This window comes from Nonomuraea helvata, from assembly GCF_039535785.1.
Taxonomy (GTDB): Bacteria; Actinomycetota; Actinomycetes; order Streptosporangiales; family Streptosporangiaceae; genus Nonomuraea; species Nonomuraea helvata.
Genome location: NZ_BAAAXV010000009.1, coordinates 45,446 through 70,610 on the forward strand (window position 1 = coordinate 45,446; position 25,165 = coordinate 70,610).

Consider the following 25,165-nt stretch of genomic DNA (forward strand, 5'->3'; position numbering starts at 1 on the left):
AAAATTCTTACATGGTACTCATAGATCAAGTCGGAAAGCTTCAGGACCTCCAGATCGTCCAGAGCTCACCCTAGGAGGACGCGCATGGCGCGCACCCAGCCCCCCGACACCCCCATCGACTTATACGCCGCGGTACAAGGAGAGGTCTCCTGGTTCTGCTGCGGCACCGCCTGGGGACCCTGCAGCACCACAGGCAAGGGCGCCTGCGGCACCTGCAACTCCGGAAGCATGCAGCACGCGTGGCCCAACACCTCCGACGCCTGCTGGGCCATCACCCACCCGGACACCTGCGGCTTCAACCTCTCCCGCAGGACCTGCGGTTTCCAGCACCGCACCACCAACCTGTGCAGCGGCGTCAGCGTCGTCACCTCCATCGCCGACTGCGGCCCGCAGACCGACCTGTTCTGCGGCGAGCGCAGCTGCTGCGGCTCGACCTGCGCCACCGACCGGATCATCGACCTCACTCCCGCGGCGTACAGCAAGATCGCCAGCCTCTCCACCGGCCTGCGTCCCTGCTCGATCGACGCGGCGTGAGGGGGCGACGATGACCAGCAGAAGAGACATGCTCAGGTCCGCCCTGCTCGGCGGCGGCGCCACGGTCGTCGCCGCGACCGCAATGGGTTCGCTCGGCCCCGAGGCGGCCTTCGCCCGCTCGGCGCCCGACGTCGAGCCGGGCGCCCCCGACCCCAACTTCGCCGAGGGCCGGATCCGCTCGATCAAGGACAACACGCTCCTCGTCCTGGGCTCGAACATGGTGTTCCACAGCATCAAGGTCGTGGACGGCACGAGCCTGTGGAAGCTCGGACCCGTGCCGTTCGACGAGGCCAAGCCGGGAGACGGCCTGTACGCCCGCGGCGTGCGGATGCCGGACGGCGTGCTGGCCGCCGAGTCGGTGTGGCTCAACATCGTCAACATCAAGGGCCACATCAAGAACATCACCGACAAGACCCTTCACCTCGACCACAACGGGCAAGAGGTGCTCTGCCACGTCGTGGCCGGCAGGTCGGTGGCCGTCCACTCCGAATCGCCGCCCACCGCCGACCTGTCGATGCTACGGGTGGCCCAGCACGTGCAGATCCTCGGCGCCTGGCGGCCCGACACGAACGAGGTCGACATCGCAACCGTCTTCTCCCCCCACTAGGAGCCAGCCGTGCACGGGATCGCCGCGACGCAGCCGTACGTGATCGCCCTGTTCCTCGTCTGGGCGGGCCTGATGAAGCTGTTCAGCCGCAGGATGCGGGTGCGGGCCGGGCAGACCGCCCTGGCCCGCCTGGTCGGCGCGGCGCGCGCGGTCCCGGCGCTCCGGCTCGTCGGAGTGGTCGAGCTCGCGGTGGCCGCGGCCCTGCTGGCGCCGCCCCTCTCCCCGTGGGACGGGGCGGCCGCCGCGCTGCTCTCCGCCGGATTCCTGGCGTATCTCACCTATTCGTACGTGGCCGCGCCCACGGCGTCGTGCGGCTGCCTGGGCGCGCACTCCCGCCCGGTCGACGTGCGTGCCTTCACCCGGGCCGGTCTCCTGCTGACCGCGAGCCTCGTGGCGATCCCGGCCGATCCGAACCCTCCGCTCGTGGCGCTCGGCCTGGCGGAGGCCGTGGTCCTCATGGCTCTCTCCGGCGAGCTGGACCGATACTGGCTCACCCCGCTGCGACAGCTCCTCGTACGGCTGCGCCGCCCGCTGGCCGTGGCGCCGTCGCAGCACGTCCCGCTGGGCACCTCGCTGCACCTGCTCTACCGCAGCCCCGCGTTCTGCTCGGCGTCAGCGCAGCTCACCTCGGACGTCCAGGACACCTGGGACGAGGACGGCCTGCGGTTCGTCGTCTACGGTGCCCGCGAGCGCACGGCGGTCTTCGCCGTCCCCCTCACCGGCGACGACCCCTCGGCCGTGCTGGTCACGCTCGTGGGGTCATGACAGATCGCGATCCGTGGTTCACGATGGGGCCGAATCCCCATCAAACGGAAGGTCGGTGCCATGCGTTTACGTATCGGGCTGGCGGCGGGGGCGGCGGTAGCGGCCGTCCTGCTGGCGGCTCTGCCGGCGACGGCGGCTCAGTCAGTGGTCAATTTCCATGCCGACTCAGGAGACCAGTGCGTGCGCGGGGTCACCGAGGGCACGCTGGAATGGGTCGACGGGCCGGTCGTCCGGCCGACGGTGAAGGTCGACGGATACCTGGCCGACGAGGCGTCCATCTCGCCCTGCTCACTGGACCGGATGTACTCCACGGCCACCTTCTCCGCCTACAAGGGCAGCACCCTCGTCGACTCCCAGACCGCCAAGGCGGACAACGAGAAGGTGCCGATCTCCTTCGCCCTGGCCGACCCGGTGGCGTTCACGTCCGTCGACCGCGTGGTCGTGCAGGTCTGCCGGTTCAGCAGCACGCCGATCGGGATCAGCTACTGCGGCAAGGCGGCCGAGTACAAGGCGCCCTGAGCCGTGAGACCGCGCCGTGCCCGTCCGGGCGGGGACGGGCACGGGCACGGGTCTCGGTCAGCGCAGCGTCACCGCGCCCTGAGGAGTGTCGAGCACCGCCTCCAGCGCCGGTTCCGGGCCCTTCGCGACCTCCAGCACGGCGTCCAGCGCGGCCAGATCGCGGTGGAGCGCCTCCGGGTCCGGGTGGACGGCGGCGAAGGAGGCCAGGCCGAGCTGCGGGAGACCGGAGGCGGCGGGGTGGGCGGTCGTGCCCCAGTCGATGAGGAACGGCACCAGGTTGATCGAGGCCACGTCGTTCCACCTGGTCAGGCGCCACTCCAGCAGCGTCCCGGCGGGTGTCCGGCGGGACAGCGGCTGCACGTCGCCGGGGTCGTAGCCGCGTTCGCGCGCCTGCCGTACCGTCGCGTCGATGTCGCCGGGCCGCACCGCCCACCGGGCGAGCCGGGGTTCGGTGAGCGCTTCCAGGCCGAACGCGCGGGGTCGCGGGCCCGCTGCCTCCGGATCCGGGCCGATGAGCTCCAGGTAGGCGGTCGGGCCCAGGCCGACCAGGTAGTTGGCGGTGCCGCCGGGGTGGCGCCCGCCCGCCACCGGGGTCACCCCGGTGCGCTCCGCGAACGCGGCGACCCCCGCGAGGAGGTCCGGGACCGCGTAGACGAGGTGGTCGAGTTCGGCTGTCATGCTGAAGGCTCCTGTACCGGCTCGCCCAGCGAGAGCATGAGGCGGTTGGCCCAGTTGAAGAACGCGGCCGCGTGGATGACGTCGCTGATCGCCAGGTCGTCGAGGCCGGCCGCGCGCAGCGCCTCGACGTGGTCGGCGTCGAACTCGGCCGGGGTGGCGGCCAGGGCCACCGAGGCGTCGATGATCGTCTGCCACTCCCCGTCCTGGGGCGCGTTGACGCCCTCGTCGAGCAGCCGGTCCACGTCGTCGGCACGCTTGGAGTAGTGGGCGGCGAAGCGGGCGTGCACCGAGGCGCAGAACACGCAGCCGTTGCGGCGCGAGGTCGCCGCCGCCGCCAGCTCGCGCTCCGCGCGCGGCAGCCCGCCGTCGGCGTTGTAGAAGATGTCGTTGTCGGTCCTGGTCCTGGCCTCCAGGATCGCCGGGTCGCGGGCGAGGAGCAGGAAGTACGGCGACTTCGCCCGGGCCTTGTCGACCAGCGCCTCGTAGTGCTCGTCGGTCAGCTCGTCGGTGGCCAGCGGCGCCAGCCACGGCTCCCAGCCGAGCTGGTCCCGGGTGAACGCCTGCTGCGTCATGAGGTCGGTCCCTTCTGCAGGTGACGCAGCCCGGCCACCACGCGGATCTGGAAGGTCAGGAAGGCGACGAGCTGCGACAGCGTCACGATACCCGTGGTGCTCCACCCCCGCTCGGGCCAGCGCGGCGAGCGCTTCGGGCGCCCCTGGTCCAGCCGGCCTCGTCCAGGAGCCGGTCGGCCTTGCCGGGGTCGTACGCGAGGTCCTCGGACAGGTCCACGTAGCCCTGCGCGAGGTGGCTGAGCACCGAGGTGGCCGGCGGGTAGCTGCCGGTGAAGAGGGTGTCGATGACCTCCTTGGCGTTCGTGCCGGCCTGGAGCGCCCTGCGGACCTTGACGTCCTTCAGGATGCCGTTGCGCGGACGCAGGTAGAGACCGTTGTTGACGCCTCTCGTCGGCTCGGCGTAGATCTGGAAGCCGGCGTCCTTGACGGTCTTCTCGTCGTACGCCTGGACGTACCGGACGAAGTCGGCCTGGCCGGAGGTGAGCGCGCCGACGCGCACGTTGTCCTCGGGCGTGACGATGATCTTGATTTCGTCCAGGTACGCGCGGCCCTGGTGCTTCGAGGACGGCGGCGCCCAGTTGTAGTCCTTGCGCGCGGCCAGGTCCACTTCCTTGTCGACGACCTGGTTCTTCAGGGTGAAGGGGCCGGAGCCGATGACGTTCTTGAGCTGGCACTGCTGCTCGTACGGCAGCGAGATCGTCTTCTTGGAGACCAGGCCCGCCCCGATGACGGAGGCGCCCTGGAGGAAGCCGGGGGACGGCTTGTCGAAGTGGAAGCGCACGGCCAGCGGGTCGACGACCTCGCTGCGCTCGTAGTTGTTGACGAACTCGGCCACCGGGAGCTTGAGCTTCTCGTCGCCCAGGCCGTACACGTCGAAGTTGGCCGCCACGGCGGAGGCGTCGAGCGGGGTGCCGTCGCTGAACGTCACGCCGTCGCGCAGGTGGAACGTGTACTCGGTGGCGTCCTCGTTGATCTCCCACTTGGTGGCGATCCACGGCTCGATCTCGAGCGTCTTCGGGTTCTGCCAGGTGAGCTTGTCGGTGATCTGGTTGAGGATGCCGCCGTTCGGATAGAAGCCGGCCGCGGGCAGGTACAGGCAGGTGGGCGGCTGGTGCTCGAGGCAGGTCAGCGTGCCGCCGAAGACCGGCTGACCGCCGCTCTTGGCCGACTGGGCAGCTCCGCCACCGCCACAGGCGCCGATAAGCCCCACGACGGCGAGCATCGCGGTGCTCGCCACGGCTGTGGTGCGCAGTCTGGAGGATGACATGGAGGTGCGCTTCATGAACGGGAGTGGATGACCCTAAAGCCACTTTAACCTACCTACAAAGAAGGGAATAGGTCGAGTCATGGCCTTGCCAAGGGAACCCGCTCGCCTTAACATCCATATATCGACTTGTTAAGTAGGAAATTAGGAGAATAGGTGAACGTGCGCAGGCATCTGGCGACGGCTACGGTCGTGGCGTCGATCGCCACTCTCGCCGCGTGCGGGGGCGGCGGGTCCGACGGCGGGTCGGGCGGTCAGGTACAGCTGTCGCTGGTGGCGTACTCCACGCCACAGGCGGCCTACGAGAAGATCATCGAGGCCTTCCAGGCCACGCCGGAGGGCAAGAACGTCACCTTCACCAAGTCCTTCGGGGCGTCGGGCGACCAGAGCCGGGCCGTGGAGGCCGGCCTGAAAGCCGACATCGTCGCGTTCTCCCTCGAGCCGGACATGACCCGTCTGGTCAAGAAGGGCCTGGTCGCCGAGGACTGGAGCGCCGGTGAGAACAAGGGCATGATCACCGATTCGGTCGTGGTCATCGCCACCCGCAAGGGCAACCCGAAGAGCCTCAAGACCTGGGACGACCTGACCAAGCCCGGCGTCGAGGTCATCACCCCCAACCCGTTCACCTCAGGCGGCGCCCGCTGGAACGTCATGGCCGGTTACGGCGCCAAGTCGAACAAGGGCGCGGACAAGCAGACCGGCGTCACCTACCTCAACGCCCTGTTCGCGAACGTTCCGGTGCAGGACGACAGCGCCCGCAAGTCGCTGCAGACCTTCTCCAGCGGCAAGGGCGACGCCATCCTCGCCTACGAGAACGAAGCGATCTTCGCCCAGCAGAACAACCAGCCGCTGGACTACACGGTCCCGGACTCCACGATCCTGATCGAGAACCCGGTCGCGGTGACCAAGAACTCGGCTCACCCGAACGAGGCCAAGGCGTTCCTGAAGTTCCTCTACACCACGGATGCGCAGAAGATCTTCGCTGACAACGGTTACCGGCCGGTGGTCAAGGGCGTGCAGGGCGTCTCCTTCCCGGCTCCGCCCGCCCTGTTCACCATCGCCGACCTCGGCGGCTGGCCGAAGGTGACGACCGAGTTCTTCGACCCCAAGGGCAGCGTCATGGCCGACATCGAGCGCAAGCTCGGAGTCTCGACCGAGAAGTAGGCGCCACGTGTCCGCACAGATTGTCGTCTCCAGGGCGGCGCTCAGCCAGAAGCGGGGCACCGCGCTCGGGCTGGGCGCGGCCGTCCTGTACCTGAGCCTGATCGTGCTGATCCCCCTGGCCGCCGTGGTCCTGCGCTCGCAGGAGCGGGGGATCGCCTACTTCTGGGACGCGGTCACCACGCCGGACGCCTGGGCGGCGCTCTCGCTGACGATCGGCGCCTCGGTGGTCGTGGCCGTGATCAACCTGGTCATGGGCACGGTCATCGCCTGGGTCCTCGTCCGGGACCGCTTTCCCGGCAAGGCCGTGGTCGACACGCTCATCGACCTGCCGTTCGCGCTGCCCACCATCGTCGCCGGGCTGGTGCTGCTGGCGCTGTACGGCCCGAAGAGCCCGCTCGGCGTCGACCTGGCCTACAGCCGCGCCGGCGTGGTGCTGGCGCTGCTGTTCGTCACCCTCCCGTTCGTGGTGCGCACGGTTCAGCCGGTCCTGCTGGAGCTCGACAGGGACATGGAGCAGGCCGCGGCCTCGCTCGGCGCGAGCACGGCGCAGGTCTTCCGGCGCATCATCCTGCCCAACCTGGTGCCGGCCATGTTGTCGGGCACCGCGCTGGCGTTCTCGCGATCGATGGCCGAGATCGGCTCCGTGGTGCTGATCTCGGGAAACCTCCCGTTCAAGACCCAGGTGGCCTCGGTGCAAATCTTCGGGCAGATCGAAACCGACAACCCGGTCGGCGCGGCGGCGGTCTCCACGGTCCTGCTCGTCGTCGCCCTGGTGACGCTGGTCCTGCTGGACCTGCTGCAGCGGTGGGGCAGTCGCCGTGGCTAAATACGGACTCCGCGCGCTCGCGCTCCTCTACCTGCTGTTCCTGCTCGTGCTGCCGGTCGTGCTCATCGGCTGGCGCACCTTCGAGAACGGTCTCGGCCCGGTGCTGGAGGCGCTCACCACCCCCCAGGCCCAGTCGGCCTTCCGCGTCACCCTGATCGTCGCGTTCTGGGCGGTGCTGGCCAACACCGTCTTCGGGGTCGGCACGGCCATTCTCCTGGTACGGCACGACTTCCCCGGCAAGCGGCTGCTGAACGCCCTCATCGACCTGCCCATGGCCGTCTCCCCGGTCGTGGTGGGCCTGGCGCTGATCCTGGTCTACGGCCGCTTCGCCCCCGTGGGCGGATGGCTGGAGGGCCTCGGCGTCCAGGTCATCTTCTCCATCCCCGGCATGGTCATGGCGGCCGTCTTCATCTCCCTGCCCCTGGTCATCCGGGAGGTGATCCCCGTCCTGGAGGAGCTCGGAGACGAGCAGGAGCAGGCGGCCCGCACACTTGGCGCCGGCCCCTGGCAGACCTTCCGCCGCATCACCATCCCCGGGATCCGCTGGGCGCTGGCCTACGGCGTCGTGCTGTGCCTGGCCCGGGCGCTGGGCGAGTACGGCGCGGTCGCCGTCGTCTCCGGCCGCCTGGTCGAGAAGACGCAGACGCTGACCCTGTTCGTGGAGGAACGCTTCCAGAACTTCGACGAAGCCTCCGCCTTCGCCGCCGCGACCGCGCTCGCGCTGGTGGCGGTCGTCACGCTCCTGCTCACCAAGATCCTGCGCCCGAAGGGCTGAACCTCATGGCCATCCAAGTAAGCGGCGTCAACAAGGCGTTCGGGGGAACGCCGGTGCTGAGCGACGTCTCCATCGACGTGGCCGCCGGATCCCTGACCGCGCTGCTCGGCCCGAGCGGCGGCGGCAAATCGACGCTGCTGCGCGTCATCGCCGGGCTGGAGACCCCCGACACGGGCACCGTGCTGATCTCCGGCGTGGACGCCACCAGGCTGTCACCCCAGCGCCGCAATGTCGGCTTCGTCTTCCAGCACTACGCGGCGTTCAAGCACATGAGCGTGTTCAAGAACGTGGCCTTCGGCCTGGAGATCCGCAAACGTCCCAAAGACGAGATCCGCAAGCGCGTGATGGAGCTGCTGGAGCTGGTCCACCTGGAGAACTTCGCCGACCGCTACCCGGCCCAGCTCTCCGGCGGGCAGCGCCAGCGTATGGCCCTGGCCCGCGCGCTGGCGGTCGAGCCCCAGGTCCTGCTGCTCGACGAGCCCTTCGGTGCCCTGGACGCCCAGGTACGCAAGGAGCTGCGGACGTGGCTGCGCCGCCTGCACGACGAGGTGCACGTCACCACCGTGTTCGTCACCCACGACCAGGAGGAGGCGATCGAGGTCGCCGACACCATCGTCGTGCTGGCCGACGGACAGGTGAAGCAGATCGGCAGCCCCACGGAGGTCTACGACAACCCTGCCGACCCGTTCGTGATGCGCTTCCTCGGCCCGGTCACCGAGCTGGACGGACGTCTGGTCCGCCCGCACGACATCGAGATCGGCGCCGCCCAGGAGAACGGCAGCGTCCCCGCCACCGTCACCCGGATCGTCCGCCTCGGCTTCGAGGTGCGCGTGGAGCTGCTCATCGACGGCCAGGAGGCCTGGGCCCAGGTCACCCGGAGCACCGTCGAGCGCCTGAACCTGCGTCCGGACCAGGTCATCCATGTGTGGCCCAGCCCGGCCGCCCGCTCCCTCGCCCTGAGCACGACGCCGGCCTGATGAGGATCTCTGCCCGCACTCACTACGCCCTGCGCGCCGCCGTCGCCCTCGCGGCGGCGCCACTCGGTCCGGTGCCCGCTGAGAAGATCGCCTCCAGCCAGGACATCCCGCGCCGGTTCTGCGACAACATCCTGCTGCAGCTGCGCCGGGCCGGGCTCGTGCGCAGCCAGCGGGGACCTGACGGCGGCTACTGGCTGGCCCGGCCGGCCGAGGAGATCACCCTCGCCGACGTCATCCGCGTGACGGAGGGGATCGAGGAGGAGATCGAGCGCTTCCCCGGCGTGGCCGGCCCGCTCACCGACATCTGGACGGCGATGCGCGAGCACGAGCATGCCCTGCTGACCGAGGTCACGCTCGCCGACGTCGTCATCACGGCGGCCAAGGACCCAGCCTCCGGCTGACTGTTCTCGATCGCCTGGCGGGCGTGGGGCCTGTACGTCGGCGGCACCCTTCATGCCGCCCGCAGCGGGCGGAGGGCACCGGACCAGGCGAGGACCTGGTCGAGCACGGCACCCAGCTTGTCCTCGTGGATGGCGGCGGGCCTGAACTCGGACATGTTCTCGAAGTCCGTGAAGAGCGAGAGCGCCACCTGCTGCGCAACTGTGGCCACGCTCACCTGGGAGAGGATCTGGCGCAGGTGCTCGACGGCCCGGGCCCCGCCGTCCACTCCGTAGCCGACGAAACCGGCCACCTTGTTGTTCCACTCGGCGTACAGGAAGTCGACGGCGTCCTTGAGCGCGCCGGGGATGGAGCGGTTGTACTCGGGCGTCACGAAGACGAACGCGTCGAACGAGGCGATCTTCTCGGCCCACCGCTTGGTGTGCTCGTGCGCGTAGTTGCCCATGGCGGGGTAGTTCGGCTCGTCCAGGTGGCGGAGGTCGTAGTCCTTCAGGTCCACCAGCTCGTACTCGGCGTCGCCGCGCTTGGTCGCCAGCTCGTGCACCCACTGCGCCACGGCCTCGCCGTTGCGGCCCGGACGGGTGCTGCCGAGGATGATGCCAACCTTGATCATTTCAACGGTCCTCACGGTCGGTCAGGAAGAACGCAAACAACCGTATGCGGCGTTCGTGAGATAACCAATGCTTGGTTGTCTACTTTTCTTAAGCGAGAGTCTCAGAGGTTAGACTTCGGACATGGATGTGCTGAGTGATGTCGTCGCCCACATACGCACCGGCCGGCCCACGTCCGCCCGCATCACCTGGCGCGCCCCCTGGGGGCAGGCGTTTCCGGCGGTGCCCGGGTCGGCGGGGTTCCAGATGGTGCTGCGCGGGTCCTGCTGGCTCATCCCGCCCGGCGGCGATCCCGTGCCGCTGAGCGTGGGCGACGTGGTCTTCCTTCCGCACGGCGACGGGTACGGCCTGGCCGACAGCCCCGGCACGCCGCTCGCCCCGCCGGCCTGCAACCCCTATCACGACTTCGACCTGTTCACCTCGGCCACGTACGACGGCGAGGGGGCCGAGACGGTCACCCTGTGCTGCGGCTACCAGCTCGACGCCGGAAGGACGCACCCGATCCTGGGCTCCCTGCCCGGCGTGATCCACCTGCCGACGACGCTCGGCCACCGCCCGGAGCTCAAGGCCGCCGTCGACCTGCTGGCCGGCGAGCTCGACAACCCCCGTCTGGGCGCCGACACCGTCGTGACGTCGCTGCTCGACGTGCTCCAGCTCTACATCCTGCGGGCCTGGTTCGACCAGGAGTCGACGGTGTGCGACGAGTCCGGGTGGGCGGCCGCGCTCGCCGATCCTGCCGTCAGCCGCGCGCTCGACGCCATTCACCGCGCCCCCGACCGCCACTGGACGGTCGAGTCGCTCGGCGCCCACGCCGGGCTCTCGCGCGCCGGCTTCGCCCGCCGCTTCACCGGCCTCGTCGGGCAGCCGCCGCTGGCGTACCTCACATGGTGGCGCCTGGCCACGGCCGGCCGCCTGCTGCGCGAGTCCGACGCCTCGGTGGCGGAGGTGGCCCAGCAGGTGGGGTACGGATCGGAGTTCGCCTTCGGGAACGCGTTCAAGCGGCAGTTCGGGGTGTCGCCCGGCAAGTACCGACGCCAGGTCGCCGCCTGACCCGATGCGTCAGATGGGAATCGAGGGGCGGTTGGGCCGGATGAGTGCTGGTTACACCACAATGGACGGATGGCATACCCTCCGCAGCCTCCGCCGCCCCAGCCTCAGCCGCAAGGACCGTGGGGCGGGCAAGGAACGCCGCAGGGGTACGGCCCGCCCCCGAATCCCCATCCCCATTACGGCCCGCCACCCGGCCACGGACAGCCCGGCCAGGGCCAGTCCGGCTATGGCGGCACACCACCGCCCGGATACGGCCCGCCGTACGGGCAGCGGATGGAGCCGCAGCGGACGCTGGTGCTCCCGTCCCCGCCCCCGAAGAGCAACAACGCTCTGATCATCGGCCTGGTCACCGGCCTGGCCGTGCTGCTCGTGGGCGGCGGCGCCGGCGCGTTCCTCTACCTGCGCGGCTCTGTCTCGAAGCCGCCGGTCGCCCTGCCGAGCGCCGAGCCGTTCCCGACGACCGCGACGCAGCCGCCGTCCGACCCGCCCTCGGAGCCGGCCTCACCGTCTGACCCGCCGACCTCGACCCCGACCCCCAGCGACACCCAGACCTCCTCCGACCGTGTCGATCCGGGCTCGCCGCTCACGGACAAGGAGTTCGACGACTGGGACTTCAAGCTCGGAGACGTGAAGCTCCAGGCCAAGAGGGTCGGCGGCTGGACGTACAGCACCTGCGACCCGGTCGACGGCAGGGGCGTGCTGGCCCAGAACCACTGCCAGCGCGCCATCCAGCTCGCGTACTCGGCCTACGGCGGGCACATCAAGGCGGTCCAGGTCATGATGTCGTTCCCCAGCGAGCAGGCCGCGAAGAAGGCCGCCGCACGGCTGGCCACGCTCGACTCGAACGCCGTGAAGTGGCGCAAGGACAAGGCGCACAGCACCTACGTCTACGGCAAGATGCGTTCGGCCGCGTCCAAGAAGTACGTGGTCGTCACCGTCCTCACCGCGGACAAGACCGCCAAGTCGCTGGCCGCGTACTACCACCGGTACCTGCAGAGCGACCACGCGAGCTACTTCCTCTTCCGCGACCTGACCATCACGAGCTAGGCCTGGCAATCGGTAGCTGTCGTAGCAGCGCTAGGCGTTATAGTCATGCTAGCTTGGCAGGTATGTCGATCGCCGCCCGCCGAGCACGCGAACGTGCCGAACGCCACCAGTTGATCATTACCGCCGCCCGCGAGCTGGCCGAGTCCGAGGGCTGGGACGCCGTGACGACCCGGCGCCTGTCGGAACGGGTCGAATACAGCCAGCCGGTGCTCTACAGCCACTTCACGGGAAAGGACGCCATCGTACAGGCGGTGGCGCTCGAGGGGTTCGTGGAGCTGACGGGCAGGCTGCGCGCGGCGCGTGCGGCCGGCGGCGATCCCAAGGCGGTGCTGCGCCAGGTCGCGATGGCCTACCTCGACTTCGCCCGGACCCACAGCGCCCTGTACGAGGCCATGTTCGTCATGCCGATCGCCATCCCCTTCGCCACGGAGGAGACCCCGGAGGAGCTGCGCGAGACGTTCGGCGAGTTCGCGCACGCGCTGGAGCCGGTCGCGGGGAAACACGACCCCGGCATTTTCGCCGAGGTCGTGTGGGCCGCCCTGCACGGCCTCGCGACCCTGGCCCACGACCGCCGGATCCCCGCCGGGCACCAGCAGGACCGGATCGACCTGCTCGTCGACCATCTCGGCGTGCGCGTGTAAGTCATCGGTCTGGGCGGACACGCGCGGCCGGTGGACACTGGCGGCATGGCAGTCGGCCCGCTGGCGACCTCGGCGGGACCGCTTCCACCCACGGGCCGCCCCTTGGACCTGCGGATCATCGACATCCTGACCATCACCGACGGCCGGATCAGCAACGTCTGGATGACCGCCGACGAACTGGGTGCCTTGAACGCGCTCGACGCCGTCACCCTCACCCAGCCCACCTGACCCTTGTCGCCCGCCCCAGGAGGGCGGCAGCGAGGTCAGGCCAGCAGCCCCCGCTGCCGCCCGGCCGCGGCCGCCTGCGTGCGGGTGGAGACCTCCAGCTTCCCCAGGATGTTGGACACGTGGACGCTGACCGTCTTCTGGGCGATGAACAGCCGCTCCGCGATCTCCCGGTTGGTCAGCCCCTCGGCGACCAGCCGCAGCACCTCGATCTCCCGAGCCGTCAACCCGCCGTCACCCTGCCCGCCACCGCCGAACCTGGCCCGCCGCCCCAACTCCGCCAGCGCGTTCTCCAGCGGCGCCGCCCGCAGCTTCGCCGCCGTCTCCCGGGCCAGGTCCCACTCCGCCTGCGCCCCCTCACGGTCGCCGGCCGCCAGCAGCGCCTCGGCCAGCCGCCACCGGGCCCGCGCCACCTCGTAGACGAACCCGAAGTCGAACGCCTCCACCACCTGGCGCCACAGCTCCACGTCGAGCCGCCCGTGCACGCGGTGCCACTCCGCCTCCACGCGCAGCGCCCAGGCCCGCCCCTCGGGCCCGAGGGCACCGGGCCCGACGATGGGCCCGGAGTCGACGGCGCGGCGGGCGCGGGCGCGGAGGTCGTCGGCGCCCTCGGTCGTGCCCAGCTCGGCCAGCGCCCACAGCCCGATGGCGGCCATCCGGAGCGCGCTCGCCTCGCCGTTGACCATCGGGGCCATGACCGCCCGCACATGGTCGAGCGCCGTCGCGGGGTCGCCGTGCCAGAGCGCGTGCTCGGCGGCCAGACCCCGGGACATGTACGCGGCCAGCTCGCTGTACCAGAACGGCCGCAGCCGGCTCAGCCGCTCGCCGACCGCGGGCAGATCCCGCGCCACCTCGATGAAGAGCGCGAACGACGACAGGATCGCCTCCGGCAGCGTGCCCACCCGCGCGCCGAACCCGGACGCGACCGCCTCGGCCTGGTCCCACTCGCCGGCCACGTAGTGGATCAGGAACCGCAGGAACCGCAGATCGGTGCCGTAGTTGCTCCAATTGAGCCCGTTCTCGAACGCCACGCGGATGCCGGCGTCGGCCACCTCGGCGGCCTCGGCGAGCAGGCCCTGCTCGTAGTGGATGCGGGCGTGGTGGAAGCGGGCGCGCAGGTCCATCGCCAGGTCGCCGCTGCCCTCGGTGGAGGCGGCCTCGATCAGCTCGTGTGCCTTGTCCCGGTCACCGCGGAGCTCCACATAGGTGGCCAGCGTGAGCAGCGCGCCCGCCTCGGCGTCTCTGACCCCGGCGGCGCGGGCGGTCTCCAGCGCCCGCGCGGTCACGGCCTCGACGTCACGGTGGCGGTCGCTCCAGAGCAGCGTCCGGGCGTGGGTGGCCAGGGCGCGGGCGAGCGCCGCCTGATCCTCCGCGCTCTCGACCGCGCGCTCCGCCGCCGCGATGGCGCCCGGCTGGTCCTCGGCCTCGTACAGGTAGTAGGCGAGCCGCTCGCTGACCTCGGACGTCGGCGGCAGAGCTCTGAGCTGGACGATCGCGCGATGGTTGTCGCCGCTGTCGGCCGCCATGACGGCGCTGCGGAACGCCAGCCGCTCCCGGGTCTCCCCCACCAAGGCGGCGGCCCCTTCGACCCGCTCCCAGAGGCCGAGCGCGCGGTCGTAGTGGCTGTGCGCCTCGGCGGGGGCCCCGAGCCGCTCGGCCAGGCGGCCCGCCTCGGCCGACGCCGACAGCGCCCCGGTCAGGTCGTGACTGGCGAGGTGGTGGTAGGCCAGCTCGGCGGGTGAGGTCAGCAGGCGGGCGAAGGCGGCATGCAGCCGCGTGCGCTCGCCGGGCAGCAGGTCGGTGTAGACGGCCTCCTGGAGCAGCGCGTGGCGGAAGGTGTAGCCGTAGCCGTCGACCCTGAGCAGCCCACGCGAGACGATCTCCCTGACCGCGTCCTCGAACTCCGCCAGCGGCAGCCCCGACACCTCTCGCAGCAGCTCGTCCTCCACCCGCCGCCCCGCCACGGCGGCGGCCCGCAGCACCCGCTGCCCCGACTCGGACAGCACCTCGACCCTGGTCATGAGCAGGCTGGCCAGCCCGTCGGGCAGGCTGTCGCCCTCGGCCACGGCCGCGAACAGCTCTTCGGCGTAGAAGGGATTGCCGTCGGCGCGGGCCACGATCAGGTCGAGCTCCTGAGCGCCCATCTCGCCCAATGTGGCCACATAGTCGGACATGTCGCCGGAGGCCAGCGGCCCCAGCTCGACGCCCATCACCGTGGGCAGCCGCTTCAGCTCGGCCAGCACGGAGCGGAGCGGGTGACGGCGGTGGAGGTCGTCGGTGCGGTACGTGCCGACCACGCAGACCTGCTCGCTCTGCACCATGCGGCTGAGGAAGACCAGCAGATCGCGGGTGGACCGGTCGGCCCAGTGCAGGTCCTCGATCACGAACAGCACGGGCTGGACATCGGCCAGCAGCCCGAGCAGCGAGCCGAACAGCCGCTGCTGCGTGAGCCCGGTCGAGGGGGCGCTCTGCATGCCCGGCAGCAGCTGGCCCAGCATGGGATGGGCGGCGGCGGCCTCGCGCACGACCGGCTCCGCGCCGCGCAGCGCGTCGGCCAGCGGCAGGTACGGCAGCGAGTCGCCCAGCTCGGCACACTGGCCGACCAGCACGTGGAAGCCGCGCTCGCGGGCCTCCGAGACGAGCTCGGCCGTCAGCCGGGTCTTGCCGATGCCGGCGTCCCCACCGACGAGCGCGACGCCGGCCACGCCCTCGGCGGCGGATTGCAGCACCCGCACGAGTCCGGCCAGCTCAGCAGAGCGCCCGACGAGAAGCCCATTCATGGCGGCAACCATCCCACGCTCTACTGACATTCCATTGGTTCAGGAAACTCGCCCAAGATTGGCCCTCATCGACATACCAAAGGTATTTTACGCTGCTGTCTTGTGATCCACCCAACCACTTTCGCGCTCTTCGTGACGGCCTCCCTCGCCCTGGTCATCATCCCAGGCCCGAACCACCTCTACATCACCGCCAGGGGCGTTGCCCAGGGACGAGCGGCGGGCCTGGCCAGCGCGTTCGGCGTGGAGGCCGGCACGCTCGTGCACATCGCGGCCGCCGCCGCGGGCCTCTCGTACGTGATCGCTCGGTCGGCCACGCTGTTCGCGATCGTGAAGTGGGCCGGCGTCGCGTACCTCCTCTACCTGGGCATACGCGCGTTCACCGGCAAGCAGGTGGAGGGCGGCACGCCGCCCCCGCAGCCGCTGAGGAAGGTCTTCCTCGAAGGCGTGCTGGTGAACGTGCTGAATCCCAAGGTGGCGCTGTTCTTCCTGGCGTTCCTGCCGCAGTTCGTCGACCCGGCCGCGGGCTCGCCCGCGCTCCAGGTCGTGCTGTTCGGCCTGACGCTGCTGCTCCTGGGGCTGATCTCGGACATCGTGTACGCGTGCACCGCCGGCGCGCTCGGCGCCCGGCTCACCGCCAGGACCAGGACGCTCAGGTACGTCAGCGGCATCGTCTACCTGGGGCTCGGGGTGGCCACGGCGTTCGCCGGGAGAAAATGACCCCATGGCGCCCAGGAAGCAGCAGGAGATCTTCGACGCGACGTTGCGGCTCGTGGCCGAGAAGGGCTACGACGGGCTGACCGTCGAGGGGGTCGCCGAGCTGTCGGGCGTCAACAAGACCACGATCTACCGCTGGTGGCCGTCGAAGGCCGCGCTGCTGGGGGCGGCGCTGGTGGCGGCCGACGTGCTGGGGTTCGAGGCGCCCGACACGGGGAGCCTGCGCGGTGACCTGGTCGCGCTGGTCGAGGGCGTCAAGCGGCTGCTCACCGAGCCGCCGGCCAGCGACATCGCCGTCGCCGCGCTCGCCGCCGCCGTCCGCCACCCCGAGCTGGACGCCCGGCGCTTCTTCGCCGACCGGTTCGCGAGGGAGCGGGAGATCTTCGAGCGTGCGGTACGGCGCGGCGAGCTCAAGGAGTCGGCCGACCCCATGCTGATCGTCGACCTGCTGGCCGGGGCCGTGTGGATGCGGGCGGTCTTCAGGGGCCTGCACATCGCCGATGACTTCCCCCATCAGGCTGTCTCGGCGCTGCTCGACGGCGTCGTCTAACCCGCTTCCGACAAAGCAGCTGGGATGCGGTCCAGTACGGGGTGCGGCACCAGTCCGTACGCGTAGAAGTCGACGGCGAGCGCCCCCGCCGCCTTCGCCCCCCGTGCCTTGGCGACCAACCGGTCCGTCGAGTCGCTGTCCGGGTGGCCGGGCCGCAGCACGGCCCGCACCTCCCGGTCCTTGCCCACCGACCGCAGGTAGGCCCCCACGTCGTCGGCCACCCGGGCCGCGTCCCGCGCGTACGCGAGCACTCCGAACGCGGGCACGAGATCTCCGAGCGCCACCAGATCGACCCCGAGCTGCCAGGCGTCATGGGCGGCGAGCCCTGGCGTGGGCAGCCCGTCCCGGTAGCCCTTGACCGCGCCGGTCGCGTCGATGAACACCAGCTTGGACCCCTCGTCGGCCACCGCCGACGCCACCTCCGACACCAGCGTGGTGACGGTCTCTGACCGGGCCCTGGCGTAGGCGACGACGTCGGGCCCCGCGTACGCGGTCAGCGCCGCCCTGGTCACCTCGCCCTGCGCGGGCGGGTCGCCGTCGAGGACGCCGCCCACGATCCTGGCGCACTCGTCCCGCGCCACCTCGGCGTTCACGCCCAGGTCGGTGGCGCGGCGCATGCAGTAGTCGCAGAAGCAGAGCCCGAACAGGTACGTGTCCATCGGCCCGAGCGGCACGAACGAGCGCTGCGGCTTGAGCGGCCTGAAATGCAGCGACTCGGCCACCACGCTGTCGGCCCCGAGCCGCGCCACCGCTCTGGCCAGCGCGACCGCGTACTCGCGCACGTCGGGGTGGGCGGGGCACAGGTCGGTGAGCGAGCCGCGGTCGCCGAAGCAGTCGCGTACGGTCACGTCCGGATGCTCCGTGCCGAGCGTCGCGTTGCGCAGGAACACCGTCCATCCGTGGAGCTTCATGGACCGCTTCGCACACGCCTCGCGAAGCCCGTCGAAAGCGTTCAGGTAGCCGGGCACGGGAGAAAGGCGGAGTCCGGCGAACAGATCGGGCGGCGGGACGAAGTGGGCCCCGTCGTGGCGGATGGTCAGCCGGGACAGTCCGTGCGGGGTGACGTCGCGGGAGGCGTGGTGCACGGCTCCGACGGTGATGCCGTTGACGCCGTACGCGCTGATCCTGTCGAGCACCCGCTCGACGCCCTCGCCGCGCAGGTCCTCGACGAAGACGTACACCGAACTGTCCACAAGCAGACCTTAAGCGCTCTTGTGAGCGACGAAGTCGATCTCCACCAGGATGCCCAACAGCTGCGATCCTACGGTGGTGCGAGTGGGGTACGGCCGGCTGAAATAGGACCGGTAAACCTCGTTGTAGGCGGCGAAGTCGCGCTCCAGGTGCTGCAGGTGGACCGTGGACTTGACCACGTCGTCGAAGCCGAGCCCGTGGGCGGCCAGGATGGCGCCGAGGTTACGCATGACCTGGTGCGTCTGGGTGGCGACGTCGTCGCCGACGATCTCACCGGTCTGCGGGTCGAGGGGGCCCATCCCGGAGGTGTAGACGAAGTCGCCGACCACCAGACCCTGCGAATAGGCGCCGATCGGGGCAGCGCCTTCGCTGGTCCTGAGCTCCTTTTTCACCGATGACTCCCTAGAAACTGGTGGTAATGGTGCCTACGACACGGTAGTCCCGATCAACCAGGGGCAGCACGCGCCACTTGTCGAACGCGGTGCAGGGATGGGAGATGCCGAACGCCAGCAGGTCGCCGGGCTCGAGCCCGTCGGCGCGTACGACGGTGTGCTGGTCCTGCATCTTCACGATCGTGACGCCGTCGCGGCGCGGGATGGGCAGCCCCTCGTCGTACGGGGCGTCCCGCTTGCCCATGCCCACGATCGCCAGCCCCGGCTCGGGCGTGGACAGCACGTGCGCCCACACCTCCAGCGCCGGCCGCAGCTCTCCGTCGATGCGGTTGAACGGGGTGCGCTCGCGGTAGTAGCCGTCATCGTGGGAGACGTACGCGCCGCTGCGCAGCAGGATCCTCGCCTGCGTGGCGACGAGTTCCCGGCCGATCACGTCGAACCACTGGCTGCCGCCGACGGTCAGGATCGGGTTCCTGACGCGGACGTACTCGACGGCCTGCTGCAACAAGTCAAGATATTTCCGGACATCGTCGGCGGTCTTCAGCGCGCCCTCGTAGCCCGCCACCCCGGCCAGCTCGACGTTCGGAACCGTCTGCACGTACGACGCCAGCTCCAGCAGCTGGTCCAGCGACCGGCACCCGGCTCGTCCGCCTTCGTGCCCCAGCTCCACCAGCACCCGGAACGGCCTGGATGCGGCATGCCGAGCGAGAATGTCCGCCCCGGCCCGGGAGTCGACGAAGCTCAGGAACTCGAACCCGGGATCACGCTCCAGCTCGCCGGCCGCCCAGGTGAGCCCCGCCGGATCCACGATCTGGTTGGCCACCATGATCCGGCCAGCCCCGAACCCTCGGACCGCCCGCGCCTGCCGCGGCGTCGCGACCGTGAGACCCCAGGCGCCCGCTTCGAGCTGAAGTGCGGCGATCTCAGCGGACATGTGCGTCTTGGCGTGCGGCGCCAGCTCCATCCCGTGGTCGCGGACGAAGGCCGCCATCGTGGCGACGTTGTGCGCCAGCGCCTCCCGGCGCACCACCATGAGGGGGAGGTCGAGCCCACCTGCGAAGACCTGCTGCCCGAGCACGACACCCCTTTCGTCCGCGTCCGACCCTATCTCAGGCGGTCTCCGATCTAGGGGCGCAGCGCACGTCCCGGAGTCGCCCCGGTGAGCTCTCCCCCGGCCAGCACGCGTACCCCTGACACGAGCACGTCGTCGATCCCGGCCGCGAGCGTGCGCGGAGCCTCGTACGTCGCCCGGTCCTCCACGGTCGCCGGGTCGAACACCACCACGTCGGCCGCGAACCCGTTCCGCACCAGCCCCCGGTCCGCCAGCCCGAAGCGCCTGGCCGGGTGCGAAGCCAGGTGCACCGCGGCCTGCTCCCAGGTCCAGTCCGCCAGCTCCCGCACGTGCCGGCCGAGGAACCTGGCGAACGCCCCGAAACCGCGCGGATGCGGATGACCGCCCACATAGATGCCGTCGGAGCCGCCGGTGTGCGAGGGGTGCCGCAGCATCCGGCGTACCGACTGCTCTCCCTCCGGCCCCTCGTCGGGCCGGGCGGACACGACCCCGGCCTCCAGCCGCGTCTCCGTCAGGAGGCGGCGGCAGAACTCGGCGGGCGTCACCCCGTCCCGCTCGGCCGCCGCGACCATGGTCAGGCCCTCGGCCCACTCCAGCCCGGGCGCGTGCGAGACGGTCAGCCGCGGCCAGGTGTCCTCCAGCGACGGCCACCAGCCGTCCAGCTCGTCGGACGCGATCATCTCCAGCGCCCGGTCCGTCTCGGCGCCCGGCACGGAGTCCGGGAGCACGACCATGGCCAGGATGGTGTTGCCGCGCAGGTAGGGGTAGGTGTCGAAGGTGAGGTCCACTCCCTTGCCGAGCGCCTCCTCGACCAGCGGCAGCAGCACGTCCGCGGGGCCGTGCAGGTGGGAGACGTGGACGGCGGCTCCCGAGCGCTCGGCGATGTCCATGACCTCGGCCATGCCCACGCTTGCCCGCGCGCCGTAGGCCCGCATGTGGGTGACGTACGGGAGCGCGCCGAGCGGGGCGCACAGGGCGGCCAGCTCCTCGGCGGTGGCGTAGCGGCCCGGGAGGTATTCGAGCCCGCTGGACAGTCCGGCCGCACCTTCGGACAGGCCCCGCTCGACCTGCCGCAGCATGGCCGCCAGGTCTTCGCCGGCAGGCCGATCGGATGAGGGCCCCATGACGTCGTAGCGGATGGTGCCGTGCGGGAGGAGGTAGGCGGTGTTCAGCGCCACGGCGCGGTCGTAGCCGTCGAGCAGCTCCCCCACGGTCAACGGCCCATCGGACGGGACGCTCCCTGGCAGCGGGCCGTTGACGGCGGCGAAGTACCGGGCGGCGTAGGCGACGGTCGCGGCGGAGCCGGGGGCGAAGGACAGACCGTCCTGCCCGAGCACGAACGTGGTCACGCCCTGCCGGAGCGCCGCCCGCTGCACCCCCGGGTCGAACACGGCCGCGTCCCCGTGGGCGTGGCAGTCCACGAAGCCGGGCGCGACGAACCGCCCCGTCGCGTCGATCACGGCCTCCGCCTGCGCGCCGTCGAGCCTCCCGACCGCCGCGATCCTGCCGCCCGCGACCGCCACATCCGCCCGGTACGGCGGGGCGCCCGTGCCGTCGAGCACCCGGCCGCCGCTGATGACTACGTCGAAGCTCACTCCAAGATTCAATCAGAGCCGCGCGAGTACGCCGGGGCGCATTGCGCGTACTTGTCGATGGGCCGGGCGGCCAGCACGTCGCGGGCGCGGGCCCGGTCCACGTTCCAGCCGTTCCAGGGGTCGGGACGGTCGAGCCCGTTGGCCGCGATCACGTCGCCGAGCACGCAACTGCGCTGCGGCTCGGGCAGCCTGTCCAGGGCCGGCACCGCCTCCGCGCCGAGGTCGCCCAGGTAGTCGGAGTCCATCTTGGTGACGCCGCGCACCTCGACCTGCGTGCGGGCGACCTGCAGGTCGGGGTTCACGAGGGCGAACGCGCCCAGGCTCAGCCCGGTGACGAGCACGACCGTACGCGGGAGCCAGCCGGAGCCGCGGCCCAGGAGCCGGGCCGCACCGGCCAGCAGCACCAGCGCGAACAGCGCGCCCAGCCACCACACCGTGGCCTGCACGGACAGGCGCAGCCTGGACAGGCCGTAGGCGTCGGTGTAGAGGCTCATGCGGTGCAGGGCCGAGGCCAGCACCACCATGGTCAGCCCGCACAGCACGCCGAGCAGCACCGCCAGCAGCAGGCGCTCGCGCCGCTCCACCTTGAGCAGCCCGGCGGCGACCGCCACGATGCCCAGCACGAACACGCTGACCACCACGAGCTGGAAGAACCCCTGCCTGGCATATTCGGCGTAGGTCAGCCCGGCCGTCTTCAGCACCCAGGCGTTGCCACCGAACAGCGCGGTGATCTGGACCGCCACGAAAGAGGCGAACAGCAGGTTCACCGCCGTGAGCGGCACCATCCAGACACTCCTGCTCACCCTGAACTTCGTGTCGGGCCCCACCGGGTCGACCACGGGCCTGAGCGCGACCAGCACCACGGCGGCCAGCACCACGGCGAACAGCACGAACAGGAAGATCCGCAGCGGCGCCGAGTCCGCCCAGTCCGGCGCGGTGGTCAGCCGCTCCAGGAAGGAGGCGAAGACCGCGTCCGCCGACGCGAACAGCAGCCCGAACACCAGAAGCAGCACCGCGGTGATGCCCAGCGTGGCCAGCGCCGGCATGACGCGCCGCTTGGGCGACATCCGCTTGAACGGCTCCGCCAGGAACCACGCCACCGGGCCCAGGGCGGCGAGCAGCACGGACACACCGCCCCTGATCACGCCGAGCCAACCGGCCCCGGCTCCCGACACGGCCAGCGCGCCCAGCCCGGCCCCCGCCACGAGCAGGATCGCGACCAGCCAGTCGGCGTCGCGCACCGCCGCCATGGAGATCAGGAAGTACGCCGTCACCCCGAAGGCCACCGTCCACGGCGTCATCCGCCGTATCACGGCGGGCAGCGCCGCCGCCCCCAGCACCATGGAGACCAGCACGATCCCCAGCCCGACCTGCGCGTCCGGCAGCGCCACCGCCGCGAACACCCCCGCCCCGGCCGCCGCGGGCAGCAGCCAGCGGGGCGGCTCGGGGAGTTGGGGCCTGGGGAAGAGCGGCGGGGGCACGTACGGGGGCGGTCCGGCCTGCTGCCGGTACGGCCCCTGCGCCGCCTGACTTGCCGGACCGTGCGCCGCCTGGCCCGCCTGACCCGCCTGACTGTGCGCCGGGCCGCCGGCCTGAGCCTGCCCCGAAGGACCGCCGCCCTGGGCATGTGCCACGGGACCTCCCACCTGCTGCGCCGAGAAACCGGGACCGGCGCCGTGTGCCTGCGCCTGCCCTGAAGGGCCGCTCTGGGCCGAGGGACCACCCGCCTGCGCGGCCTGGGGAACGGGGCCACCCGCCCCTTGGTTCGCCGACGGGTAACCCGTGCCGTGGGCCATTGACTGATAAGCCGCGACCTGCGCCGCCTGGTAGGCGGCGCGGCGTCCCGAACCGGCGCCCAGCGCCACGCCGACCGCGCCCATGAACGCGATGGACAGGATGAGCGTGGCCAGTGCCAGCCCGTCGCCGAAGGTCACACTGACGAAAACGGCGGCGAACAGGCCGACCAGGAACCCGATCAGCAGGCCGATGATGCCGCCGGCGATCATCCTGGCGAACCCGCCGCGTGCAGGCGGCGGCACCACGGCGCCGTTCCTCGACGCGACACCCGCCGCGCCGCTGCCGAGCGCGGGTTCCGCCACCACGACGCCGCCGCTCGGCGTGACGCCGAGCGTGTCGATGCCGGGCTCGCTCGCCGTCGCCAAGGCCGTGAGAGCCGCGAGCCCGGCAGCCGCGTCACCGCCCGCCGCCTGCCCCGGCGCCACACCACTGCCTTGGGACACGCCACTGCCCTGTGACACGCCACTGCCCTGTGACACGCCACTGCCCTGTGACACGCCACTGCCCTGTGACACGTCGCCGCCACCGGATGCGAGCTCCACCTCGCCGGTCCCCGTGTGCGCCGCCACATCGCCCCCGGCGACCACGTTGCCCGCCACCGCATCGGTCGCGAGAGAACCCGAAACCGGGGCCGCCCCGACCGACGCGTCCCCCGTCGCCGCAGCCGTGGACGAGGCGTCCCCCGTGCCCCGCTCGCCCTCTAACGGCACGTCCGCCATCGTCGTCCTCCCTGGTAAGTCGACGACCATGCGGCACCCCGCACCGTCGTCGATACGAATGGAACCCCCGTGCAGCTCGACGATCTCCTTCACGATGGCCAGCCCCAGCCCGGCGCCCCCGGAGTCGGCCGCCCGTCCCGTGTCCAGCCGGGAGAAGCGCTCGAACACGCGCGCCCGGGCCGAGACCGGGATCCCCGGCCCCCGGTCCGCGACCGTCAGCCGGACCCCGTCCCCTTCAGAGGTGGCGCTCACGGTGACCATCCCGTCCGGCGGGCTGTGCCGTACCGCGTTGTCGAGGAGGTTGGCCAGGACCTGGGCGAGCAGGTCCGGGTCGGCGCGCACCACCAGGTCGGCGGGTGCCGACGGCCGGATAGCGACGTCCTCGCGGGCCAGCGACGCCTCGAGGACCGCCTGCTCGAGCAGCGGCGCCAGCTCGATCGCCTCGGGCTCGATCAGCCGCACGCCGGAGTCCAGCCGCGACAGGTCCAGCAGCTGGGCCACGAGGCGGCCGAGGCGCTCGGTCTGGGAGAGCGCGGTCCGCATGGTGACGGGGTCGGGGGCGGAGACGCCGTCCACGACGTTCTCCAGGACCGCGCGCAGGCCGGTGATGGGGGTGCGGAGCTCGTGGCTGACGTTCGCGATGAGCTCGCGCCGCTGCCGGTCCACCTCGCCGAGGTCGGCGGCCATCGCGTTGAACGCCCTGGCCAGCTCCCCGACCTCGTCGCGGGACGTGGCGGTCACGCGGAGCCCGTACAGGCCCTTGGCGATCGTCTGGGCGGCGCTGGCCATCTGGCGCAGGGGCTTGGTCATCCCCATGGCCAGCACCTGCACCATGATCAACGCCAGGACCACGGCGACCGCGATGCGCACCTCGCGGGACAGGCCCGAGTTGAGCCCCACCTCGTTCACCACGAAAGCGGTCCCCACGGCCAGCACGATCACGATGCCGAGCTTGACCTTGATCCGGCCGAGGAAGTCGAGCGGCCTCATCGGCGGACCAGCGCGTAACCGACGCCGTGCACCGTGCGCACCACGTCGGAGCCCAGCTTGCGGCGCAGCGCCCGTACGTGGCTGTCCACGGTCCTGGTCGCCGCGGCCTCCGAGAAGCCCCACACGTCCGACAGCAGCCGGTCACGCTCGAAGACCTGCCCGGGCCGCTCGGCCAACCGGCGCAGCAGGTCGAACTCGGTCCTGGTGAGCTGCGCCTCCGCGCCTCCCACGAACACCCGGCGGGCCGCGGTGTCGATCTCCACCTCGCCCACCCTGATCACCGTGTCCTCGGCCGCGAGCTGGGCGGCCCGTTCGACCCTGCGCAGCAGCGCGTGGATCCTGGCCACGAGCTCGCGCATGCTGAACGGCTTGGCCAAGTAGTCGTCGGCCCCCACCCCGAGCCCGACCAGCACGTCGGTCTCCTCACCGAGCGCGGTCAGCATGAGCACGGGCACCGGCCTGGCCGCCTGCATCCGCCGGCACACCTCCAGCCCGTCGAGCCCCGGCAGCAGCCGGTCGAGGATCACCAGGTCGGGGTCCGCCCTGCCGTACTGGATCAGGGCGTCCTGCCCGTCACCGGCCACCCTGACGTCGAAGCCCTCGGCGGCCAGCCGGTTCCGTACGGCCAGCGCGATCGTCACATCGTCCTCGACCACGAGGATGCGTCGCTGCTCTGCCACGTACGAAAGCCTAGAAGCGCCCTGTGCAGAC

General features: G+C 71.1%; 26 protein-coding genes. 15 read left to right on the forward strand and 11 right to left on the reverse strand.

The genetic code is table 11. The annotated features are described in order from the left end of the window. Nucleotides 1-228 precede the first annotated feature (228 nt). From ABD830_RS32745 to ABD830_RS32760, 4 genes are read left to right on the forward strand one after another with little or no spacing between them, the layout of a single operon-like run. On the forward strand, nt 229-534 hold the full coding sequence (locus tag ABD830_RS32745) for an RlpA-like double-psi beta-barrel domain-containing protein (protein WP_344996183.1): 306 nt from the start codon (nt 229-231) through the stop codon (nt 532-534). A 10-nt stretch (nt 535-544) separates the two neighbouring features. Beyond that, the gene (locus tag ABD830_RS32750; protein WP_344996186.1) at nt 545-1,141 is read left to right on the forward strand and encodes a cell wall protein; all 597 of its coding nucleotides are present in this window, start codon (nt 545-547) and stop codon (nt 1,139-1,141) included. 9 nt (nt 1,142-1,150) lie between these two features. Next, complete coding sequence (locus ABD830_RS32755) at nt 1,151-1,906, forward strand: MauE/DoxX family redox-associated membrane protein (protein ID WP_344996189.1); 756 nt, start codon at nt 1,151-1,153, stop codon at nt 1,904-1,906. A gap of 60 nt (nt 1,907-1,966) precedes the next feature. Further along, nucleotides 1,967-2,425, forward strand: a complete 459-nt coding sequence (locus ABD830_RS32760) for a hypothetical protein (protein ID WP_344996192.1) — start codon at nt 1,967-1,969, stop codon at nt 2,423-2,425. A gap of 57 nt (nt 2,426-2,482) precedes the next feature. On the opposite strand, the gene ABD830_RS32765 is transcribed toward ABD830_RS32760, so the two are convergent. The 3 genes from ABD830_RS32765 to ABD830_RS32775 all read right to left on the reverse strand — a co-directional run bounded on the left by ABD830_RS32765 (nt 2,483) and on the right by ABD830_RS32775 (nt 4,942). Further along, nucleotides 2,483-3,103, reverse strand: coding sequence for a VOC family protein (locus ABD830_RS32765; protein ID WP_344996195.1), 621 nt, complete (start codon nt 3,101-3,103; stop codon nt 2,483-2,485). After that, a complete protein-coding gene (locus ABD830_RS32770; RefSeq protein ID WP_344996198.1) occupies nt 3,100-3,675 on the reverse strand; it encodes an alkylhydroperoxidase domain protein in 576 nt (191 codons plus the stop codon). The genes ABD830_RS32765 and ABD830_RS32770 overlap by 4 nt, the downstream gene beginning before the upstream one ends. An 82-nt stretch (nt 3,676-3,757) precedes the next feature. Then, nucleotides 3,758-4,942 carry a TIGR04028 family ABC transporter substrate-binding protein gene (locus tag ABD830_RS32775; protein ID WP_344996201.1) on the reverse strand — a complete coding sequence of 395 codons (1,185 nt, stop codon included), beginning with the start codon at nt 4,940-4,942 and terminating at the stop codon, nt 3,758-3,760. 153 nt (nt 4,943-5,095) lie between these two features. Between ABD830_RS32775 and ABD830_RS32780 the strand changes: the two genes are divergently transcribed. Genes ABD830_RS32780 through ABD830_RS32800 form a run of 5 tightly spaced genes read left to right on the forward strand, consistent with a single transcriptional unit; the run spans nt 5,096 to nt 9,082 of the window. Continuing rightward, nucleotides 5,096-6,103, forward strand: a complete 1,008-nt coding sequence (locus ABD830_RS32780; protein ID WP_344996204.1) for a sulfate ABC transporter substrate-binding protein — start codon at nt 5,096-5,098, stop codon at nt 6,101-6,103. Between the two features lie 7 nt (nt 6,104-6,110). Next, nucleotides 6,111-6,929: a sulfate ABC transporter permease subunit CysT gene (gene cysT / locus ABD830_RS32785; protein WP_344996207.1), complete on the forward strand. Its 819-nt coding sequence runs from the start codon at nt 6,111-6,113 to the stop codon at nt 6,927-6,929. Then, nucleotides 6,922-7,704 carry a sulfate ABC transporter permease gene (locus ABD830_RS32790; protein WP_344996211.1) on the forward strand — a complete coding sequence of 261 codons (783 nt, stop codon included), beginning with the start codon at nt 6,922-6,924 and terminating at the stop codon, nt 7,702-7,704. The genes cysT and ABD830_RS32790 overlap by 8 nt, the downstream gene beginning before the upstream one ends. A gap of 5 nt (nt 7,705-7,709) precedes the next feature. Then, the gene (locus ABD830_RS32795) at nt 7,710-8,681 is read left to right on the forward strand and encodes a sulfate/molybdate ABC transporter ATP-binding protein (RefSeq protein WP_344996214.1); all 972 of its coding nucleotides are present in this window, start codon (nt 7,710-7,712) and stop codon (nt 8,679-8,681) included. Beyond that, nucleotides 8,681-9,082, forward strand: a complete 402-nt coding sequence (locus tag ABD830_RS32800; protein WP_344996217.1) for an RrF2 family transcriptional regulator — start codon at nt 8,681-8,683, stop codon at nt 9,080-9,082. Before ABD830_RS32795 ends, ABD830_RS32800 begins: the two co-directional genes overlap by 1 nt. 50 nt (nt 9,083-9,132) lie before the next feature. Here the strand turns inward: ABD830_RS32800 and ABD830_RS32805 are convergent, their stop codons facing one another. Continuing rightward, nucleotides 9,133-9,693: an NADPH-dependent FMN reductase gene (locus ABD830_RS32805; RefSeq protein ID WP_344996220.1), complete on the reverse strand. Its 561-nt coding sequence runs from the start codon at nt 9,691-9,693 to the stop codon at nt 9,133-9,135. A 121-nt stretch (nt 9,694-9,814) separates the two neighbouring features. Here ABD830_RS32805 and ABD830_RS32810 point away from each other — a divergent pair, with 121 nt between their 5' ends. The 4 genes from ABD830_RS32810 (at nt 9,815) to ABD830_RS32825 (ending at nt 12,657) form a co-directional block, all read left to right on the forward strand. Further along, a complete protein-coding gene (locus tag ABD830_RS32810; RefSeq protein WP_344996223.1) occupies nt 9,815-10,741 on the forward strand; it encodes an AraC family transcriptional regulator in 927 nt (308 codons plus the stop codon). A 69-nt stretch (nt 10,742-10,810) separates the two neighbouring features. Continuing rightward, nucleotides 10,811-11,788 (forward strand): flagellar basal body-associated FliL family protein, encoded by a 978-nt coding sequence (locus ABD830_RS32815; RefSeq protein WP_344996226.1) that lies wholly within the window; start codon nt 10,811-10,813, stop codon nt 11,786-11,788. Between the two features lie 62 nt (nt 11,789-11,850). Beyond that, nucleotides 11,851-12,429, forward strand: a complete 579-nt coding sequence (locus tag ABD830_RS32820; protein ID WP_344996229.1) for a TetR/AcrR family transcriptional regulator — start codon at nt 11,851-11,853, stop codon at nt 12,427-12,429. Between the two features lie 45 nt (nt 12,430-12,474). Then, entirely contained in the window at nt 12,475-12,657 is a 183-nt protein-coding gene (locus ABD830_RS32825) for an ester cyclase (protein WP_344996232.1), read from the forward strand. 35 nt (nt 12,658-12,692) lie between these two features. On the opposite strand, the gene ABD830_RS32830 is transcribed toward ABD830_RS32825, so the two are convergent. Beyond that, a complete protein-coding gene (locus ABD830_RS32830; protein ID WP_344996235.1) occupies nt 12,693-15,434 on the reverse strand; it encodes a helix-turn-helix transcriptional regulator in 2,742 nt (913 codons plus the stop codon). 102 nt (nt 15,435-15,536) lie between these two features. Between ABD830_RS32830 and ABD830_RS32835 the strand changes: the two genes are divergently transcribed. Both ABD830_RS32835 and ABD830_RS32840 read left to right on the forward strand, forming a co-directional pair. Next, nucleotides 15,537-16,151 (forward strand): LysE family translocator, encoded by a 615-nt coding sequence (locus ABD830_RS32835; protein ID WP_344996238.1) that lies wholly within the window; start codon nt 15,537-15,539, stop codon nt 16,149-16,151. A 4-nt stretch (nt 16,152-16,155) separates the two neighbouring features. Continuing rightward, nucleotides 16,156-16,698, forward strand: coding sequence for a TetR/AcrR family transcriptional regulator (locus ABD830_RS32840; protein WP_344996241.1), 543 nt, complete (start codon nt 16,156-16,158; stop codon nt 16,696-16,698). Here the strand turns inward: ABD830_RS32840 and ABD830_RS32845 are convergent. The 6 genes from ABD830_RS32845 to ABD830_RS32870 are packed head-to-tail and all read right to left on the reverse strand — an operon-like array spanning nt 16,695 to nt 25,134. Then, nucleotides 16,695-17,891 carry a hypothetical protein gene (locus tag ABD830_RS32845; protein ID WP_344996244.1) on the reverse strand — a complete coding sequence of 399 codons (1,197 nt, stop codon included), beginning with the start codon at nt 17,889-17,891 and terminating at the stop codon, nt 16,695-16,697. The two genes, ABD830_RS32840 and ABD830_RS32845, sit on opposite strands and share 4 nt — an antisense overlap. A gap of 9 nt (nt 17,892-17,900) precedes the next feature. Then, nucleotides 17,901-18,281, reverse strand: a complete 381-nt coding sequence (locus ABD830_RS32850; protein WP_344996247.1) for a RidA family protein — start codon at nt 18,279-18,281, stop codon at nt 17,901-17,903. A 10-nt stretch (nt 18,282-18,291) separates the two neighbouring features. Beyond that, nucleotides 18,292-19,359 (reverse strand): alanine racemase, encoded by a 1,068-nt coding sequence (locus ABD830_RS32855; protein WP_344996250.1) that lies wholly within the window; start codon nt 19,357-19,359, stop codon nt 18,292-18,294. 47 nt (nt 19,360-19,406) lie between these two features. Then, nucleotides 19,407-20,948, reverse strand: coding sequence for an N-acyl-D-amino-acid deacylase family protein (locus tag ABD830_RS32860; protein ID WP_344996253.1), 1,542 nt, complete (start codon nt 20,946-20,948; stop codon nt 19,407-19,409). 8 nt (nt 20,949-20,956) lie between these two features. Then, nucleotides 20,957-24,454, reverse strand: coding sequence for a DUF4153 domain-containing protein (locus tag ABD830_RS32865; protein ID WP_344996256.1), 3,498 nt, complete (start codon nt 24,452-24,454; stop codon nt 20,957-20,959). Beyond that, nucleotides 24,451-25,134: a response regulator transcription factor gene (locus tag ABD830_RS32870; RefSeq protein WP_344996258.1), complete on the reverse strand. Its 684-nt coding sequence runs from the start codon at nt 25,132-25,134 to the stop codon at nt 24,451-24,453. The genes ABD830_RS32865 and ABD830_RS32870 overlap by 4 nt, the downstream gene beginning before the upstream one ends. Nucleotides 25,135-25,165 lie beyond the last annotated feature (31 nt).

Excerpts from the sequence above, each read along its gene's own strand:
- ABD830_RS32810 (WP_344996223.1), top strand. The coding sequence starts at position 9,815 with ATGGATGTGCTGAGTGATGTCGTCGCCCACATACGCACCGGCCGGCCC.
- ABD830_RS32750 (WP_344996186.1), top strand. The coding sequence starts at position 545 with ATGACCAGCAGAAGAGACATGCTCAGGTCCGCCCTGCTCGGCGGCGGC.
- ABD830_RS32800 (WP_344996217.1), top strand. The coding sequence starts at position 8,681 with ATGAGGATCTCTGCCCGCACTCACTACGCCCTGCGCGCCGCCGTCGCC.
- ABD830_RS32815 (WP_344996226.1), top strand. The coding sequence starts at position 10,811 with ATGGCATACCCTCCGCAGCCTCCGCCGCCCCAGCCTCAGCCGCAAGGA.
- ABD830_RS32745 (WP_344996183.1), top strand. The coding sequence starts at position 229 with ATGCAGCACGCGTGGCCCAACACCTCCGACGCCTGCTGGGCCATCACC.
- ABD830_RS32825 (WP_344996232.1), top strand. The coding sequence starts at position 12,475 with ATGGCAGTCGGCCCGCTGGCGACCTCGGCGGGACCGCTTCCACCCACG.
- ABD830_RS32840 (WP_344996241.1), top strand. The coding sequence starts at position 16,156 with ATGGCGCCCAGGAAGCAGCAGGAGATCTTCGACGCGACGTTGCGGCTC.
- ABD830_RS32760 (WP_344996192.1), top strand. The coding sequence starts at position 1,967 with ATGCGTTTACGTATCGGGCTGGCGGCGGGGGCGGCGGTAGCGGCCGTC.
- ABD830_RS32795 (WP_344996214.1), top strand. The coding sequence starts at position 7,710 with ATGGCCATCCAAGTAAGCGGCGTCAACAAGGCGTTCGGGGGAACGCCG.
- ABD830_RS32770 (WP_344996198.1), bottom strand. The coding sequence starts at position 3,675 with ATGACGCAGCAGGCGTTCACCCGGGACCAGCTCGGCTGGGAGCCGTGG.
- ABD830_RS32820 (WP_344996229.1), top strand. The coding sequence starts at position 11,851 with ATGTCGATCGCCGCCCGCCGAGCACGCGAACGTGCCGAACGCCACCAG.
- ABD830_RS32805 (WP_344996220.1), bottom strand. The coding sequence starts at position 9,693 with ATGATCAAGGTTGGCATCATCCTCGGCAGCACCCGTCCGGGCCGCAAC.
- ABD830_RS32865 (WP_344996256.1), bottom strand. The coding sequence starts at position 24,454 with ATGAGGCCGCTCGACTTCCTCGGCCGGATCAAGGTCAAGCTCGGCATC.
- ABD830_RS32830 (WP_344996235.1), bottom strand. The coding sequence starts at position 15,434 with ATGAATGGGCTTCTCGTCGGGCGCTCTGCTGAGCTGGCCGGACTCGTG.
- ABD830_RS32775 (WP_344996201.1), bottom strand. The coding sequence starts at position 4,942 with ATGTCATCCTCCAGACTGCGCACCACAGCCGTGGCGAGCACCGCGATG.
- ABD830_RS32765 (WP_344996195.1), bottom strand. The coding sequence starts at position 3,103 with ATGACAGCCGAACTCGACCACCTCGTCTACGCGGTCCCGGACCTCCTC.